Below are 18,791 nucleotides of genomic sequence, written 5' to 3'. Positions count from 1 at the left end.
TAGTTTCAATTCTTGCAAAAAATCATCCAAAGAATCTTCAAATACTACTTATGTAGCTCCAACACCTAGCTGTAAACCTTCTACTTCAAAAGTGCGTAAACTGGTCAGGCATAATTGGTCTGATATTCGTAGTGCAGCAAGTTTTACTGTTTCAAGTAAAGGTGATTTTGAAGTGCGAGATTACGGAATGGATGGTGATGATTTAGTAGTAGATATTTATTCTAAAGGCTATATGTACGATATTTCATTTACAGTTAGTTTTGATGCCTATTTTGATGATGATTGTGATTTAGACGGGGATGTGACAGATGCTTATAATTATAGGAGATAGGAGTTATTAATGTTCTTATCAGTATTTGGTTTTTGTTCTAAAAACAGTAATAACTTTCCCTAGATTCAATTATCAAACTTTTTTGATATTTAATGAATAACGAGTGCTTTTAAACGTTCCTGTTTTAATCAAAATTCCTTTTTTAACTAAATCTAGTAAATCTCTGGTTGCAGTAGATTCAGACGTTTTGGCGATTTTTACATAATTTTTAGCACTTAACCCGCCTTTAAAACCTCTATATCCTGCCTCAAAAAGGCGTTTAACGACTTTTAATTGTCTGTCGTTTAATTGAGTTGTATGGCGGTCAAAAAACTTGGTTTTTTCAATGAGAAAATCAATTTGTTTTAATGTATTTTTTTGAGCATCTACAATCGTTTTTCCAAAATATGTGAGCCAATCCGTAATTTCTAAGGTTTTATTGTTATTCTCCAAAAAAGTATAGTAATCTTTTTTGTTGGCTTCTATGGTATGAGAAAGTGAAATTAACGTTGGCTTCTTGGTACTTAACGCAATAGATTTTTCAGCAATAGCACGCCCAATACGTCCGTTTCCATCTTCAAAAGGATGAATACTTACAAAATAAAGATGTGCAATTCCCGATTTAATAAGTGGAAACATATCTAACTCATTTTTCTTCGTATGTACATCATTAAACCATCTAATGAATTGCTCCATTTCTCGCGGAATTTGAGATGAAGGAGGTGCTTCAAAATGTATGTTGGGTTTGTTGTAACTTCCAGAGACAACTTGCATAGGTTCAGTATGTGTTCTGTATGCTCCGATATTTGTTAAATCACGTCTCCCGTTGGTAATCATTTTGTGCCATTCAAAGAGTTGATTATGTGATAATGATTTGTCGTAATTTTGATATAAATCGACCATCATTTCTGCAATACCAAATTCTGCGGGAGGAACTTTTCGATTATCAAAGGATAATCCTAATTTCTTTTTTATTGAAGATTGGACACTATCTCTATTTAGAAATTCGCCTTCAATTTCCGAAGTCTTCATAGCCTCGTCACTCAATATTTCTACTAACAAATCATCTTTAGAATCATCAGCAATATGCTTTAATGCACCTACTACTGTTCCACTATTTTGGATAAATACCTGTTCTAATTCCACAAGAACTTTCTTGTCATAGGTGAATTGAGGCCAATTTTTAAGTAGCCAATTCCAGAGGATGTTTGTCATTTGAGCTGTATTTTTAATGAGTATCGCTCAAATTTAATCATATTTTGAGCGATAAAACAAATTTAATCGGCTCATTTTAGGGAGTATTGGTGATGAAATGCTTGTTGAACTGGAAATAACTCGAAAGAGTTATTCTATTTCAATAAGCCCATATGAGTGAGTAGTTGAAAGTGATAATAGCATCAAATAAAGCCAAATAGACAGAAATAACATCAATATTTTGGATCAATCTCAAAAGTTGTGTGTGAATTTAAAATAGTATTGTGATCTTTGTAAAAAAAGGAGGTTGGATACTTATATAGATTTACTAAAATTAATTTTACCAGAGTTGTTAGTTGAACATTTTGATTTGTCAAAACATAGTGTTGAAAATGAAGTGATGCATTTGTATTTTGAAGAACGTAACATAGTTCCCAAAGAAGAATCAGAACGTATCTTGATAGCTCACGGATTTCATAAAGAGCTTACCATTCAAGACTTTCCATTACGAGGCAACACAGTATATCTTCACATTAAACGTCGTAGATGGTTAGATAGGAAGACCAAACAAATTGTACAAAGAGATTGGAATTTAGTAGCACAGGGGACTCGAATGACAGAGCAGTTCGCTGCTTTTTTAAAAGAAATTAGTAGATAGAGAAACCAGTGATTGTAGAACTATAGGTAGATTTTACGGAGTTGATGGTAAAAAACTTGGACGTCAATATCGTGATTATTTAAGTGAGTTTAAACAATGGAAACAAAAAAAACATGCTAAAGAGTGGCATGTTTTTCCTGAAAATATAGGTGCTTATTTATCTATTGATGAAACAGCATTGTCTAAAGGAGAACTCTACACCATTATTACCAATAAAAAAGCCAAAGGTAAAAAAGGAGCTATTGTAGGGGTTTTTGCAGGCACTAAGATAGAACCCATTATAGAACAGTTACTTAAAATATCCTCTAAAAAAAGAAACAAAGTCAAAGAAATTACACTAGATATGGCGAACTCTATGAAAAATATAGCCAAAACATGTTTCCCTAAGGCCATACAAGTAACTGATAGATTCCATGTGCAAAAACTAGCTCTAGAAGCGCTACAAGATATTAGAATAAAACATCGATGGAATGCAATAGACCTAGAAAATGACCTAATCAAGTTAGCAAAAACAAAAGGTAAAGAGTATCAACCTGAGATATTTGACAATGGGGACACTAGAAAACAACTCTTAGCTAGAAGTAGATATTTACTCTATAAATCTCCTGAAAAATGGACACAAAATCAATATCTAAGAAGCAAAATACTTTTTGAAAAATATCCTGATATTCAAAAGGCTTTTAACTTAAATCAGAGCCTTAGAAATATATTCAATACAGCTAAATCAATACAAATTGCATATACAAAACTAGCACATTGGTATAATGATGTAGAAAAATCTGGTTTTAAAGCTTTTAATACAATAGCAAATACAATTTCTATAAATTATCGGTCAATACTCAATTATTTTATCAATCGGAGTACAAATGCTTCTGCTGAATCTTTTAATGCTAAGATTAAAGCCTTTAGAGCGCAGTTTAGAGGTGTTAAAAATGTAGAATTCTTCCTGTTCAGATTAACACAAATTTTTGCCTAAAACACAACAATTAGTCTTGATCCAATATTTTTCGACTCACTTTCCGTCCTTAAATAAAAAATCCTTGATAAAATATTGATTATCAAGGATTTGAAAAATTAATGGTGGTGCCCTTTGCTACCAAATTCCAATCTCTTGAGAATACTTCTGAGGTATCAACATCTAACCATCGTCTACGTTTTACTTGTAAAAAACAAGCCTTGTTACGTACTGGAAAATCTTGAATATCTACTACTGGGTAAAATCCTTTGGAATGTAATTTACGATGAGATAACTCATCTGGTTGTATAGGTTTTTCTTCTAAAACCAAAGTAAGTTTGTTCGTTGAATCTTTTACCTCTTTAAGTTCAAAGTAATCTAAAATACCTTCGGGTAAAAAATGCTTCAGGAGCTCTTGTGTATGCATTTGAGTTTTTAAACCAAAACTCTAAAAAATTAACCTACTCCACAAACTTTTTGCTTGATCCAAAGATAGGCCATATATAGCTACCCTGCAAGAAAGAGCCCTATTTTTAACAAATCAGCAAGGTTTTTTTAGTTTGTTTGAAAATAATGTAACAGAAATGGCAAAACCTTTTAAAAACAGGCAGCAAAAGACAGGTTTCATTGGCTTTTTTAAATAAAGAAATTGTTAAGGGTATGTTAAAAACCGGGGTTAAACCAAAGAAGACTAAAGTAAAGGGTCATTTGTTGTACCGGATAAAATCTATAAAACCTTAATTTATTGCTTAAGTATATTATTTATAGTTAAAAACTTTAGTACATGACAAAAAATATAATTAATTGATTATCAGTAAATTAAATGTTAAATAATTAAAATAAAGCATTGATTTTCAGTATATTAGAAGAATAACATCACTCATTTTTCTAATGAAAAAAACCAATGCTTCCACTAAAAGTAGTGAATTAAATTCAGTTTTAAGTTCTCATTTCCAAGGTAAGATCAATTTGGCAAGAATCAAACTCATATCACATTTCATTATCGCCCTCTGTAAGGTACAGACAGTTACCTTTGAAAAGGTAGCCAACGCTTTTGAGACCTCAGTAGATTCGAAGTCATCACTCAGACGTATTCAAAGATTTATTGCTGATTATTCGTTGGATGGAGATTTGATCGCTCGTCTTATATTTAGTCTCCTTCCTAAGCAAGAGGGATTGATCTTGAGTATTGATAGGACCAATTGGAAGTTTGGTCAGACCAACATCAACATTTTTATGTTGGGAGTTGTCTATAAAGGTGTTGCCTTCCCATTTATTACACGCTTATTAATTGACGGTGCCGTGTTGGGAGTTGTCTATAAAGGTGTTGCCTTCCCATTGTTATTTACTATGTTAGATAAGCCAGGGAACTCTAACAGTCAGGAGCGTATTGATCTTGTGAATCGTTTCATAAGACTTTTTGGCAAAGATGTTATTAAATCCATTGTAGCCGATAGAGAGTTTGTAGGTAATCATTGGTTGGATTTCTTGAATACAAATGGAATCAAATATTATATCCGCATTCGAAACAACTTTAAGGTAGAGCTTCCTGATAAGAACAAAACCATCAAAGTATTTCACTTGTTTAATCCACATAAGATCAATGAGTTTGTGTATTATCCTAAAATTGTACGTGTTAATGGTCAGCTTTGTTTCCTTTCCGGATGCAAGTTGTACCCAAAAAATGGAAAGCCTGATTTCTTAATCATTGTATCGTTCAACGCTCCTGATAAGGCCTTTGAACAATACAAAGAACGATGGCAGATAGAGATGTGTTTTAAAGCAATGAAAGCCAGTGGCTTTGATATTGAAAACACACACCTGCAAGATATTAAGCGTATTGAAAAATTAGTACTGCTTGTAATGATGGCTTTCGTATGGTGTTACAAAGTTGGTATATATTTACATCAGATTAAGCCTATCAAAATAAAAAAGCATGGAAGAATGGCTAAAAGCATATTCAAATATGGATTAGATTATATCGCTTCTGTGCTATTAAACCCTGTAAATCAAAACAATATGAACTTGACTAAATTTTTGTCATGTACTTAGCAGGAATTGTTAAAAGAATTGTCAACATCACCAAAAGATTCAGTTCCAACGGTAAGAAGCCAAGAATCTAGGCGTTTTTTATTAGACAATAAGTTAGGTTGTTGCGCCCATTGCTGGCATCCAAAGTATGTAAAATTTGGTATTGACAAAGGCTCTCAGCGCTATAAGTGTAAATCCTGCAAACGCAGTTTTACAGAATACACAGGTACTTGGATGGCAGGTTTGCAACATAAGGACAAGATTGATGACTACCTTGAATTAATGCTAGAAGAAAAGAGCTTAGATAAGATAAAAGTAGCCTTATCGATAAACAAGAAAACGGCTTTTGACTGGCCTCATAAGATATTAGTCCCATTATCAGAAAACGATAAAGATGATTTTACAGGCATTACAGAAAGTGATGAGACCTTCTTTTTAAATTCAGAAAAAGGGCGACCAGTAAATCATCGGGAATCAAGAAAACGTGGTGGTAGCTCTAAAACCAAAGGCATCAGTAATGATCAAGTAGCTGTTATTGTAACCCAAGATAGAACATCTAATCCAGATATTACTGTAGCCACTATGGGAAGATTAAAGAAAATAGATATTGTAAATGCTATTGGCAGCAGAATAAAGGCAAGTAAAGCCATTTTATGTAGGGACACACATCTAAGCTACAAAGGATTTGCAATAGACAATAAAATAGAGCATCACACTCTAAAAGGCGTCATAAAACAACGTGTCAAAAACAAAGTGTATCATATACAACATGTCAACTCAACTCATAACAGAGTTAAGAAATGGATAGATAACAAGTTTTGGGGAGTATCTACCAAATACTTGCAACAATATTTGAACTGGTATCGCATCAAAGAAAAATTAAAATATAGAAACGATAAACTCAATGCCTTTGTAAATAAAGTGTCAGAACATATTAATGCGTATCAAAAATATCAAAATATTGGATTGAAGTATCAAAAATTAATATCAACGCAATTTTAAACTAGAGCCAATTATTATTTTAACTGGTTGAAAATCAATGCGTCTTAATTCTTATGTCTTGAAGCGCAGCGGTCTTGTATCAAACTTTTGGACGCTAGTGAAAAAATATATATATTTGAATGGCTCAAGATTTGAGTTACCTTTTTTATTAATTGATAATCCCCTAGTCATGAAAAAACAACAATTTGTTCTCCTTTTTTTAGTATCATTCTCTATGGTTTCTTTCGCGCAGGAAATAAAAATAGAAATCGATACAATCGCATTATTACAGAAAAAAGTCTGTGAAAATTCTATCAAATCCATTGCAAAAAAATATGAGAAGCAGTTGGGCATTTACACAAAAGATTTGTATAAGATAGAACAACTTGAAAGGTCTGATAAAAAGAAGAAGGATTCACTATTAAGTGCACTAGAGAAAAATAAAAAGGCTAATTTTGATAAGTTGCTCAGTATTTTTAAGGATTTTGAAAAAAACGAAAGCTATTGTAGCCAATATCTAGAAAAAGATTCGATAAAAAAGTGGTTTCAGTATCAGAAGCCCTTTGAGAATGAAGAAAAAAAGGAAGTTACTTATAGTTATTTTGGACGTGGAAAGATCATTAAAGATACCCTTTTTGATCAGACAACGATTCAAGGTCAAATACTAAATGAAGTGCTTAAAAATAAAGGGAAAGATAGTTATATCGGGAATATTGTTATCCCCAAATACAACCAAGAATTTTATTTTTATAAAATCCCTAAAAGAAGGTTTAAAGAAATTATAAAAAACAAAGAACGAGATGTAGCGACCTATAAACTGCAAAAAGTAGAGTTGGAAATCAGGGACGGGGTTTTTATAGATGTCAAAGCCTATATAAAATATTTAGGAGAGGTTCATGTTTTTCAGAGTGTTGTGGGGGTAAGTATTTTGAATTTTCATAAAAAAGCTAACAAAAGGCTTCTTTACTACAGACAAACTGAAAAAAGTAAACTTCAGAGTAAAAAATCCCTTTTTGGAGATAGATTCTTTGAACGGGTTATTCTTATGGGAGATGTTTTTACATATCATTATGGAATCGGAAATAATTACATCCCTCACGATTTGGTTTTAAAATTTCCAGAATTAGATGAAAAAAAAATTCCCACTAATAAAAATAATTCAGTTCGATATAAAATTAAAGAAAAGACCTATTTGGATAAGATTGTCGAGCTAAGAGCCTATACCGATTTTTTATCTACTTTTGGAGAGTCTGAAAACGGTTTGGTACAAATCGAGGGGAGCGCAAAGTTTTATGTATTTCCTTTCCCATATAGGTTCCCTCGTATATTTCCTTTCAATCTGTTTGGGTTAAAAGATACACAATTTCAGGTACTACCCAATATTCACACCAATGTTCAGTATTCTCGTTTTTAAGATCACATTCAAAATGTACAACTAGATTCGCAAAATTCTTTTGAGTTGATTGAAAAACGTTTTTTAACGATGGGAATTGAGGCAAATATGCTCTCGTTTAGTTATAAAAATAACCCCTTAAAACTCAACATTCGAGGTTTGGCAGATTATCAGATTACAGGGCTACAGGTAAATGACACGATGACATCTACCGCTAAATCATTAGCTCTTGGTTTTGGGTGGGGTATCGAATTAAAAAGATACAATAACTTTAGTTTTGTCTACAAGATGGATTGGACTTGGCATAATTTTAAGGATTTTAATACGTTTGAATCAATTAGTGATTTTCCTGAAGAAAGAATTCCCGTGTTTCATAATCAAGCGGAAATTTCCTATCATCCTAATAAAAATCCCAATCAAGCGATCTTTGTAAGACTCAATACCTATGGTTACATGGGAAATTCGGACAATTCTGCGTTTTATCAATTTCAATTTGGTTATAAGTTTTCTTTGGGAAGCAGGGCCATTACGAAATAAAGAATCAACTTCACAAGAAGATACAGATTGTTATTGTTCAAAAATTTGAACGGTAGAGCGATGAAATTTATTTACTTCTAGATTTTTTGCTTGATCCAAATTAAGTACAAATAGGGTTAGATAAAAAAATACGGTTTTAACATTTCTGTTAACCCACATTGCAGCTACTAATTCAGAGGAGGGCTATTTTGGTGGGGTTTAATTTTTTGAGTTCAGTTTTGTGTACTACGGATTTGTATTTCACAAAGTGGACTTGCTATACCAATGCAAAAAGGTCTTGTAGGTAATGCCTAATTCTTTACCGTATTGTAACTTGGATAGTCCACTCTCTTGCCACAAGGAAATATGAGTCTGCTTCTCTTCTTTACTATATCGGTTCATTGTATAATCTATTTATCAACCAAAAATAGTCAGCAAATCAAGACCTCAAAAGACCTAGCTGCTCATGAACATACGTTAAATCGAACTCAGGTTTACAATAAAAAATAATTCGTTAAGCAGTTAGCTCGGTAAATATATTTTCCAGGTTTTGATTTTTAGAGCTTAATTCTAATATTTTTAACCCGTTTTTCCGGGTGAAATCAAAAATAACAGGACGCATATCTTCTCCCGATTCAAAAGATAGTTGCCAGGTAGTATTAAAATCATTTTCACATGATATGAGATTGGGTAATTTTTGAATAAGTTGTTTTTCTACTTTATAGTCGAATGTTACCTCTATAGCTTGTTGATTACTTTCTTTCAAATCCGAAATAACATTGTCCATTAAAATGGTTCCTTTTTTTATAATAATAACCCTATCACAGATAGCTTCTACTTCCTGCATAATATGCGTGGAAAATAAAATTGTTTTTTTCTTTCCCAGTTTTTTTAGCAATGCTCTAATTTCCATTAGTTGATTAGGATCCAGTCCGGTTGTAGGTTCGTCCAAAATCAACACATCAGGATCATGTATTATGGCCGCTGCCAAACCTACTCTTTGCTGATACCCTTTAGAAAGTTGTCCTATTTTTTTATGAGCTTCCGGATTTAAACCAACTTGTTCAACAACATGTGCTATTTTTTTTTGAGGTACTTTATAAATACGCGCCTGAAACGCTAAGTACTCTCTTACATACAGATCTAAATATAGCGGATTGTGTTCCGGAAGGTATCCAATATATTTCTGTGCCCTGATAGGTTCATTTGTTATATCTATTTCATTTACAGATATGTTCCCTTCAAAAGATTTTAAAAATCCTGCTAAAATTTTCATCATGGTAGATTTTCCGGCTCCGTTAGGACCTAAAAAACCAACAATCTCTCCTTTTTTTAACGAAAAGCTAACTTCATTTAAGGCTACTTGAGTACCATATCTCTTGGAAACTTTTGTAACTTCTATAGACATTTCAAAAAATAATTATTAATTCAATACCAACAAGAGCAATAAAATAATGAGACCTTTGCAAAATAGTGATATATTCCGTATTGAAATTGATTTGGCTTCAAATTTCTTCCTTCCCGAAAATTTTAAATCCTCAAAACCAATAGGTTATTCCGGTTGAAAATGTTCTTCGGGCGTCGAACTTTTTTGTCAAATCAATTCTGCAAAGGTCTCTGAATGTTTCTATAACATTTATTCTATCACTAATTTTCTAGTCGTTTGTTTCGATCCGTTTTTGATTTTCAGTAAATACAATCCTTTAGATGTATTGCCAAAGAATATATTTTCGGAAAATCTGGCACCTACATTCTCATATGGTATTTCTCTCACTAATCTGCCGGTGATATCAAACAACTGTAATTGAACATTTTCAGAGGAAACCGTATCAAATACTAAGGTAAAGTTTCCATTGGATGGGTTTGGATATAAATTAAATCCTTCAAAAGTAACATCTTCCAAAGATGCCGTAGCATCCACAACATTAATTGTATAATCCTCTACTTCTCCATTGGCTCCGTTTTCGCAAGATGTCGGAGGGTTAGAACTGGCCTTGGTAGAAACTCTCATAACCGTATGACCAATTAAAGCGTCACCGGGTATTGTCATACTTACCGGGCTAAAAGTCGTTAGTCCATCGGTTACATTACTGGCTCTGCCCAGATTGTATTCTTCATTTGCATCGTCAAAATCACAATCCTGATTCCAATCAATCCATACCTTTGTTTTTACTGTAAATTCCCCTCCTGTATTCACATAAACAGATACATTATGTGTTTCGTTGGCTCTTACATCGGTACTAATATTACTATAATCACTATAGCCTCCGTTATCTTTTCCGGAAGATTGATCTATGGTGTTAAAAATCACTCTTGTTGTACTCGTTGGTGTTGCTCCATTGGCCACAGATGTACATGGAAGGCAATTCTGAGTTGTAAACGTATTTCCGGACGAAAAATTTCCTTCACCGCAACTGTTTTTAGGTTTTACCCTCCAATAGTAGGTTATTGCCTGATTTAATGAAGTTCCCCAATAGGAATTTGTTGTCACGGTTCCACTACTCACTATGTTGGTAAAGCCCATATTTGTTGCTACTTCTACATCATAAGATGTAGCATTGGAATCAGCATTCCAGATGTACGTCGGATCTAATGGAACTCCCATTTGTCCGTCTGCCGGTGATGTCAAATTAAGTGCTGAAAATGTACTTGAAAAAACTTTTAAATCCGCATTCAAATTCCTGGTTACGGATGTCGATGTAGCAGTGACAACTATCGTATAGTCTTGTCCAGCTACTCCGTCCAGATTACTTACCGTCATCGTTACATTTCCATCTGCATTTACAGATGCGGGATTAAACGTAACTGTTGAACCACTTGGTTGATCTGTTGTTGAAAAAGTAACCGTTTCCGAAAAACCATTGACAAAATTAAGATTCAAGGTATACACTACAGATCCTCCTCCCGAATTACATCCGGATAGATCTCCTGTTGTATTGGTTATAAAAAAGGTTGGCGATGCTAAGTTAATAGTAAAATTAGTGGTGCTTACGGCAAGGAAAATATTGTCTGCTGCTTCTACCATAATTCTTGCTTGAGTAGTGGTCGGAATCTCCGGAATCACTACCGAATGTGTCCCGTCATTTGGAGTATCAGATGCCAACGTAACCGGGAATGTCACTCCGCCATCCGTAGACAATTTTATATTTACATTCTGGCAATCAGGCCCGGAAGTACTCGTTGTATTTGCCACATCCCAGGTAATGGTCTGTGTAGTACCCGTTCCCAGGTAACAGCTGTATTGGGTGCCGTTACCGTAAAAGGGCCACTCGAAGCATCTACCGTAATGGCCATTAAATCATAACTCGACTGACCGTGTAATCCCGTAGCCGTAGGAGCTCTGTCTCGTACCGTTAATGCGAAGTTTAAATCTCTTGCTACTGTGGAAACCGTCTCCCAGGCATCTCCCGAATTAGGATTCGTCTCTGTCAGTTGACCCGCTATCACCCTGCTCAACTTTGGAATATATCTGTCAGGACTACCCGAAGAAGGCAACGAACGTACCTGTGCGCCTATGGTACGGGTAGGGCCAAATTGACCTCTGGTTACCTGACCACTGTCATTCTGTTCCCAATTGTAAGTCAGATTATCTCCACTATCCGCATCCGTTGCAGCACCTCTTAATACATAAGCTGTTCCTTGAGGAATCGTATAATCCGAACCCGCATTCGCTACGGGAGGATTATTTGTTAAACTTAAAGGTGAATTGGCTTGCCAACAAGTCTGCGTTACCAGATTGTCCAGTATCTGCTTAATACTTACATAATGAAAATAGGCATCACTATTTTGCTGTACATTCGAGGAAGTAATACCTGCATAACCCATAATGGTAGACCCCGAACCGGGCTCTACATTGACCCCTGTTCCTTCCGTACTATGTGAATAAGTATGATTCGCTCCCATTTGATGGCCTATCTCATGAGCCACATAGTCAATATCAAAAGTATCTCCCTCAGGAACTCCGTCTGCAGGAGATGTTTTTCCACTTCCTTTTTGCCCATCTACACAAACACATCCGATGCAACCTGCACTACCTCCTCCTCCGGAAGCTCCAAACATATGACCAATATCATAAGCTGCATTACCAATGGTATTATTTAAGGTATTTTGCAATTCTGCATTCCAGTTAGCTAAATTATCAGAATAGGGGTCTGTCGCCGCATCCGTGTATATCAGTTCATCTGCATCTACCAGCTCAAAGGTAACTGCCATATCTGCTTCAAAAACCGCATTTACCCTGGCCAACGTTACATTAATTGCGGCCAAAGCACCCGCTATTGTCCCTCCGTGATAAGTCGTATATTCTCCGTTTACCGATACTGCCATTCTAAACTTCCTTAACGTTTGATCATTGGCTTCACGGGATGTTAAAACCTCCCTCGATGCATCTCTATCAATCTCATCCTTTGTCGAACAGATAAAACGATCTGTCTCCAATCCGTGTTTTGACTCCCTGTTATAAACGATATAGGTATTTAATTCTCCTTTGACAGGTTGCATAAAGGTAGCCGGACGGTCTTTATAAGTAATCATTGTGTGTACTCCTTTGGGAGAGATACTCATCCGCAATAAAGCACCTTGTTCATTATAACCCACATACGATTTGATATCCGGGTATTTAGCTGCTAAGGAAAGTGAAAAAACAGGAGCCTCATACACTTGAAACCTAAGAAAATGACCCTGCTCTTCAGGAATCAATACATAATTAGATGATGTCCTGTTTGATGTATTACCTCTTAACGGAGAACCTGTTAACTGACTTTTAAATTCAGTATCATTCAAAACAAATACTTCGGATTTATCTTGATGTAATCTATCTATCGATATCGTATTCAGATATCCTTCGGAAGTACTTTTCTTCCATGCGTTTTTCTGTGCATATACAACACTTGATATAAGTAGTATAAACAGTAAAAAGGGTAATTTTAATCTCATAAGAAGGTAATTTTAATTTTTATATAAATCTCAAATATAACTAAATTCTTTTTAGAACTATCTAAAAACAGCTTTTTTTTTTTTTTCAATTACCTGAGTCGTTAGATTTTATCAAAATTACTTTGATGTAAAGTAAAAATTGAATACATTTGAAAGCGAAAACAAATTAAATGTACAAGGAAATAAAAGTTCTTAAAGGAGCCTAAAAGATTTGCTATTTTCCTAGTAAAATAAGAGGTTTATACAAAAAGAGGATTATCTCATGAAGCACTCTTTTTTTACATTTATTGTTAATTTAAAAACTATAACTAAACATTTTAACCATTATGAAAACAAAACTTACCATTCTTTTATGTTCAATTTTAATCTCTGTTACAGCTTCGAGTTGCGGTGTTATATTTGGAGGAAGCAAGTACAATGCTACCATTATTGCCAAAAACCATCCTAATGCTGATATTTATGTAAACGGAGAGAAAACAGGTAAAGGTACTGCAACAGGAACATACCATAGAAACAGACCTCTGGAAGTTAAAGTAAAAGATGGAAATTGTAAAGAATACACCAAAACTTACCACAAGATATTTAGAACAGGAAATTTCATCTTAAGTGTGATATCTTGGGGGATTATAGGGATAGGTGTTGATTTGGGAACCGGTGCTGCTTATAAACCCGATCACAGAGGAGAACCAAGTATTACAAAAGTGAACGATAAAAATTACACTTTCACTGTTGAACCGGAATGCAACTAACAGTAAAATAACGATTTATAAATACAATAGCTCCAAAATTGGGGCTATTGTACTTTATATTAAGTATTGTCAGTAAAAAATTGAAAACATAAAAGGCAACCTTATTCAGGCATGTTAAATCCTCAACGTACAAACTTGGAACTTTTTAACTTTAAACTGTATATTTCCAGGCACAATTAATCGTTATTTTTGCAATACGCTTATGAATAAAAAAGTACAGCTAAAAGATTTAGGCTTAAAAGATTACCACCGTGTTTGGGAGTATCAAACTCAACTTTTAGACCATATCATTTCCATAAAGAAAGATAACCGAAAAAATAAAGTTAAAAATACCACTCCAAATTATTTTTTATTTGTGGAACATCCTCATGTGTACACATTAGGAAAAAGCGGGGATTTTTCAAATTTACTTGTAAGCGAAAATCAATTAAAAGAAAAGGGTGCTGCCTTTTATAGAATAAACAGAGGAGGTGATATTACTTATCACGGCCCGGGACAAATCGTAGGGTATCCTATTTTAGATTTAGAGAACTTTTTTACTGATATTCACCAATATCTGCGCCTTTTGGAAGAGGTTATCATAAGAACACTAGCAGCATATGATATTGTGGCAGACAGGAGTAAAGGAGAAACAGGTGTTTGGATAGATGTGGAAACTCCTTTTGCCAGAAAAATATGCGCTATGGGTATTAGCAGCAGCAGGTGGGTAACCATGCATGGATTTGCTCTAAATGTAAATACGGATCTTGGTTATTTTGATCATATTGTCCCATGCGGAATACAGGGTAAAGCAGTGACTTCTTTAGCAATGGAACTAGGAAAAAAAATTGATTTGTATGAGGTAAAAGAAAAAATGATATTTCATTTTAAAGATATTTTTGAGGTAAGTTCTTATACAAACTAGAGATCTAATTGTAACTGGTTCGGCAATAGTCTAAAAGATTTCCTATGGTAGTTTGTGATACCGTATTTTAAGATAGCGTTCCGGTGTTCCTGTGTAGGGTATCCTTTATTTTTTTTCCAGTTATATACAGGAAACTCTTTGTCAATTTTTTTCATAAACTCATCCCTATAGGTTTTTGCCAGTATTGACGCTGCAGCAATACTTACATATTTGGCATCTCCTTTTACAATAGTTTGATAAGGAATCCTCTTAAAAGGCTTAAATTTATTTCCATCTACGATGATAAAATCCGGAATTATTTTTAACGATTCCATAGCTCGATGCATACCTGTTATGGAAGCTTGCAGTACATTCAATTCATCTACTTCTTCATGATGGATAAAAGAAACTCCGAAGGCAGTTGCATTTTTTTCTATAACAGTTCTTAGCTCCTCTCTTTTTTGCTCCGATAATTGCTTTGAATCGTTTAAATATTCATGCCTGAAATTTTCAGGTAAAATAACAGCAGCAGCTACTACAGGCCCACACAAACAACCCCTTCCTGCTTCATCTGTTCCTGCTTCGTTTTTAAAACCACTAAAATTAGTTTTTAACATTTTCAAATATAAAAAATATAGTTTTCGGAAAAATTTAACATGTGAAAAGTTTACATTTGCTTCAATGAATTATTGGAATGAAAAGATGTTTAATTGTTTTTAGTATCTCATTTTTTTTAGCATCCTATCACGATAGCCATGCACAAAAAAAATTGGGGCCTGGTGTAAAGATCAACAATAAAGAAGATGCTATATTTAATCAAAGAGATTCTACTTTTTCTAATGAAACTAAAGTTACTTTAAGTGGCAAAACAAAGTATACTGATTATAAAATAGTTTCTTTTCACAATGATACCACTTATGTGGATACTACCTTAACTATCAAAAAAGAATACAGGTTTAACTTTTTAAGAAAAGATCATTTTGAGTTACTGCCATTTCACAATCAAGGGCAAACTTTTAATACGTTGGGATATCATTTCAACACCATATCTCCTTATCCGGATATTGGCCGAAGCGCAAAACAGTTTTTTTATATTCGGGATAAAGAAATTACATATTATCAGGTTCCTACCCCTACAACTGAAATTTTGTATAGAACAGGGCTACAACAAGGGCAGGTTTTAGATGCTCTTTTTACCCTAAATTTCTCAAAAAGATTCAATGTTTCAATAGCTTACAAAGGTATTCGGTCATTAGGACAGTACAGGCGCTCTCTGGCAAGTCAAGGAAATTTCAGATCCACTTTTCATTATGAGTCCAAAGAGAGTCAATATACTGTTAGAGCACATGTTACTTCTCAGGATTTACTAAATCAAGAAAGCGGTGGTCTAACCGAAACATCACTGAATGCTTTTATTTCTAATGACCCTAATTTCTCGGAAAGAGGTAGATTGGATGTGAACCTCAATAATACGGAGAACCTATTTGAAGGTAACCGGTTTTACCTGGAGCATGATTTTAAATTGCTTTCATCAAAAGATACGCTCGGGAAGAAAGATTTTTCGAATCTAAAACTAGGGCATATTTTCAAGAGCGAAAATAAATCGTACCGGTTTACGGAAAATACTCCTACTTCCTTTTTTGGAACCGCAAGTACAACAACAGCTGTTGACGAAACGGTTAAACATACGTTTTTGTACAATCAATTTTTTTTAGAATTCAATTCCAAATATATACTTGGGAAATTTAGAATACAATCTAATTATGCCGGTTTTGACTACGGATATGATATAAATTATAATGCTACTGCTACCTTTAATGATCTAAAATTAAAAGGAAGTGCCGTAGGTTTCGGGGCTGATTGGCGGGCAAAAATCAAAAATTTCAGTTTAAATGCAAATGCTTCGACAACTCCCGGCAACAGCAAATTAGGGGGAAGTCATTTGTTTGGAGAAGCCAAATATAAAAAGGATAGTATATTTACTGTCAAAGTATCATTTTTAGTCAATTCCAAGTCTCCTGATTTTAATTTCTTATTACATCACAGTACTTATAACGATTATAATTGGAAAAATAACTTCAATGACGTGAATACCCGAAATATTGGTTTTTCCATAGCCTCCAAGTGGGTCAATGCTTCGGTAAATTTTGCTAATATAGAAAACTATACGTATTTTGATGATCAGAATATGCCTCAGCAATCTTCGGAAAATATCAGCTACCTCAAAGTAAAGGCGTCTAATGAATTTAAATACGGAAAATTTGCCTTACACAATACGTTGATGTATCAAAATGTAAGTACCGGCAGTGCCGTATTTAGAGTTCCCGGTTTTGTGACCCGAAATACGCTTTATTATACGGATTATTGGTTTAAAGGAAAACCGGTAAAAATGCAAATTGGAGTTACACTTAATTATTTCACGAAATACAAAGCAAATGCTTACAATCCTCTGTTAGCAGAGTTTACGTTACAGAACACAACTGACATTGGATACCCCACTTTCGATCTGTTTTTTAATTCGCAGGTGCGGAGAACACGCATTTATTTTAAAATAGATAATGTCACCTCAAATTTTAGTAAAAAGAACTATTTCTCTGCGCCTAATTACCCCTATCGCGATTTTGTCATTCGATTCGGATTGGTCTGGAATTGGTTTATTTAGTTGTTAACTGTTTTATCTTAATTCTAAATGCTGCAACTAGTAAAGTCATAAATGGTGATAACCAATTAAATATGGCATATACAAAATATTCGCCTACATTTACTCCTAATACCCCCGAATGGTAAGCCCCACAGGTATTCCAGGGAACCAATACCGAGGTCACCGTTCCTGAGTCTTCCAGGGTTCTGCTCAGATTTTCCGGAGCCAAGCCTTTAGCTTTATACGCTTTTGCATACATCTTCCCCGGAACGACAATAGCCAAATACTGGTCAGAAGCTGTGATATTTAATCCTATACAGGTAAATACCGTACTGGCAAACAGTCCAAATATGGAATTGAACAGGTGCAACATAAAACTACTTATTTTTGCTAATGCCCCAATCGCATCCATTATACCTCCAAAAACCATAGCGCATAAAATTAACCAGATAGTATTCAGCATTTTTACCATTCCTCCGGCTGTAAATAACCCTTGTAAAGTAGCATTATCAGTAGCTACTGTGGTTTTTACCGTAATGGCTTGCATAATTCCCTTGTATGCTGTATTAAAAGTGAGTTCCGTAGCCCCCGTAATTTGAGCAACTACGTGAGATTGGAACAGTAAAGCAAAAATTCCTGCCAATAAAGTACCTGCTAATAATGCAATTAACGGCGGTGTTTTTTTCACGATCAAAAAAACGACGATTACAGGAACTACAAACAACCACGGAGTAATATGAAATGCCTTATCAATATCATGTAACATCAGATTTGTATCGGCCTGGCCTATGGGATCTACGGTAAACCCTATAAGGATAAAAACCAAAACGGTGATGATAAAAGTAGGAACCGTTGTATATGCCATATATCTGATATGTGTAAATAAGTCTGTTCCTGCCATCGCAGGTGCCAAATTGGTAGTATCGGACATCGGAGACATTTTATCTCCAAAATAAGCACCTGATAATACTGCGCCTGCTGTCATGCCCAAAGAAATTCCCAGGGCTTCACCAATACCAACCAGCGCAATACCCACAGTGGCTGCAGTTGTCCAGGAACTCCCTGTAGCGATTGATATTACCGCACAGATAATTAAACACGCTGTTAAAAAAAAAGTCGGATTCAATAGCTGTAATCCATAATAAATCATGGCCGGTATAATACCGCTGATTAACCAGGTTCCTGCCAAAGCACCCACCATTAATAATATCAAAATGGCACTGGATGTAGATTTTATATTCTCCGCAACTTCTTCCATCATCCCGGAAAAAGAAACTTTATTTTTGAGACCTACTATAGCGGCTACTGCCCCTCCTAACAATAAAATAAATTGGTTACTGCCACTTAGCGCGTCATCTTTGAAGACAAAAAGGACATTATATGCAAGCATCCCCACCAAAGCAATAACGGGAATCAAGACCTCCCATATGGAAAGCTCTTTATGTATGATTATTTTTTGATCTTCTATTTTGATCTCCGACACGTTCTTATCGTCTTGCATAGTACTTGTTTTAATTCCGTAATGTTACAATTTTACGGTTAGTT

General features: G+C 34.6%; 17 protein-coding genes. 10 read left to right on the top strand and 7 right to left on the bottom strand.

The features are described from left to right. Positions 1-91: 91 nt before the first annotated feature. Complete coding sequence (locus GKR88_12895) at positions 92-331, top strand: hypothetical protein (GenBank protein ID QMU65097.1); 240 nt, start codon at positions 92-94, stop codon at positions 329-331. 72 nt (positions 332-403) lie between these two features. On the opposite strand, the gene GKR88_12890 is transcribed toward GKR88_12895, so the two are convergent. Beyond that, a complete protein-coding gene (locus tag GKR88_12890; protein ID QMU66715.1) occupies positions 404-1,516 on the bottom strand; it encodes a DUF4172 domain-containing protein in 1,113 nt (370 codons plus the stop codon). Between the two features lie 295 nt (positions 1,517-1,811). On the opposite strand from GKR88_12890, the gene GKR88_12885 reads away from it, so the two are divergent. Further along, complete coding sequence (locus GKR88_12885) at positions 1,812-2,162, top strand: transposase (GenBank protein QMU65096.1); 351 nt, start codon at positions 1,812-1,814, stop codon at positions 2,160-2,162. 22 nt (positions 2,163-2,184) lie between these two features. Continuing rightward, complete coding sequence (locus tag GKR88_12880; GenBank protein QMU65095.1) at positions 2,185-3,138, top strand: DDE transposase; 954 nt, start codon at positions 2,185-2,187, stop codon at positions 3,136-3,138. A gap of 82 nt (positions 3,139-3,220) precedes the next feature. On the opposite strand, the gene GKR88_12875 is transcribed toward GKR88_12880, so the two are convergent. Further along, positions 3,221-3,544 (bottom strand): transposase, encoded by a 324-nt coding sequence (locus tag GKR88_12875; GenBank protein QMU65094.1) that lies wholly within the window; start codon positions 3,542-3,544, stop codon positions 3,221-3,223. A gap of 464 nt (positions 3,545-4,008) precedes the next feature. Here GKR88_12875 and GKR88_12870 point away from each other — a divergent pair, with 464 nt between their 5' ends. From GKR88_12870 to GKR88_12855, 4 genes are all read left to right on the top strand, one after another. Further along, a complete protein-coding gene (locus GKR88_12870; protein ID QMU65093.1) occupies positions 4,009-5,169 on the top strand; it encodes an IS4 family transposase in 1,161 nt (386 codons plus the stop codon). A gap of 6 nt (positions 5,170-5,175) precedes the next feature. Next, a complete protein-coding gene (locus GKR88_12865; protein ID QMU65092.1) occupies positions 5,176-6,150 on the top strand; it encodes an IS1595 family transposase in 975 nt (324 codons plus the stop codon). Between the two features lie 169 nt (positions 6,151-6,319). Next, positions 6,320-7,543, top strand: a complete 1,224-nt coding sequence (locus tag GKR88_12860; protein QMU65091.1) for a hypothetical protein — start codon at positions 6,320-6,322, stop codon at positions 7,541-7,543. Between the two features lie 69 nt (positions 7,544-7,612). Continuing rightward, the gene (locus GKR88_12855) at positions 7,613-8,059 is read left to right on the top strand and encodes a hypothetical protein (protein QMU65090.1); all 447 of its coding nucleotides are present in this window, start codon (positions 7,613-7,615) and stop codon (positions 8,057-8,059) included. 493 nt (positions 8,060-8,552) lie between these two features. On the opposite strand, the gene gldA is transcribed toward GKR88_12855, so the two are convergent. From gldA to GKR88_12840, 3 genes are all read right to left on the bottom strand, one after another. Then, positions 8,553-9,446 (bottom strand): gliding motility-associated ABC transporter ATP-binding subunit GldA, encoded by an 894-nt coding sequence (gene gldA / locus GKR88_12850; GenBank protein ID QMU65089.1) that lies wholly within the window; start codon positions 9,444-9,446, stop codon positions 8,553-8,555. A gap of 228 nt (positions 9,447-9,674) precedes the next feature. Continuing rightward, positions 9,675-11,231, bottom strand: a complete 1,557-nt coding sequence (locus GKR88_12845) for a T9SS type A sorting domain-containing protein (protein QMU65088.1) — start codon at positions 11,229-11,231, stop codon at positions 9,675-9,677. Next, positions 11,186-12,973, bottom strand: coding sequence for a hypothetical protein (locus tag GKR88_12840; GenBank protein QMU65087.1), 1,788 nt, complete (start codon positions 12,971-12,973; stop codon positions 11,186-11,188). Before GKR88_12840 ends, GKR88_12845 begins: the two co-directional genes overlap by 46 nt. 326 nt (positions 12,974-13,299) lie before the next feature. On the opposite strand from GKR88_12840, the gene GKR88_12835 reads away from it, so the two are divergent. After that, positions 13,300-13,722 (top strand): hypothetical protein, encoded by a 423-nt coding sequence (locus GKR88_12835; protein ID QMU65086.1) that lies wholly within the window; start codon positions 13,300-13,302, stop codon positions 13,720-13,722. Between the two features lie 202 nt (positions 13,723-13,924). Then, entirely contained in the window at positions 13,925-14,626 is a 702-nt protein-coding gene (gene lipB, locus GKR88_12830) for a lipoyl(octanoyl) transferase LipB (protein ID QMU65085.1), read from the top strand. Here the strand turns inward: lipB and GKR88_12825 are convergent. Next, complete coding sequence (locus tag GKR88_12825; protein ID QMU66714.1) at positions 14,623-15,222, bottom strand: ribonuclease HII; 600 nt, start codon at positions 15,220-15,222, stop codon at positions 14,623-14,625. The genes lipB and GKR88_12825 overlap by 4 nt on opposite strands. Positions 15,223-15,299: 77 nt before the next feature. Here GKR88_12825 and GKR88_12820 point away from each other — a divergent pair, with 77 nt between their 5' ends. Next, positions 15,300-17,267, top strand: a complete 1,968-nt coding sequence (locus tag GKR88_12820) for a hypothetical protein (protein ID QMU65084.1) — start codon at positions 15,300-15,302, stop codon at positions 17,265-17,267. Here the strand turns inward: GKR88_12820 and nhaC are convergent. Then, on the bottom strand, positions 17,260-18,747 hold the full coding sequence (gene nhaC / locus GKR88_12815; protein ID QMU65083.1) for a Na+/H+ antiporter NhaC: 1,488 nt from the start codon (positions 18,745-18,747) through the stop codon (positions 17,260-17,262). The two genes, GKR88_12820 and nhaC, sit on opposite strands and share 8 nt — an antisense overlap. Between the last annotated feature and the right edge of the window lie 44 nt (positions 18,748-18,791).

Source organism: Flavobacteriaceae bacterium (assembly GCA_014075215.1).
Lineage (GTDB): Bacteria > Bacteroidota > Bacteroidia > Flavobacteriales > Flavobacteriaceae > Polaribacter.
The sequence above is the reverse complement of the archived record's forward strand: the minus strand, read 5'-3'. Positions and strand labels throughout refer to the sequence as shown.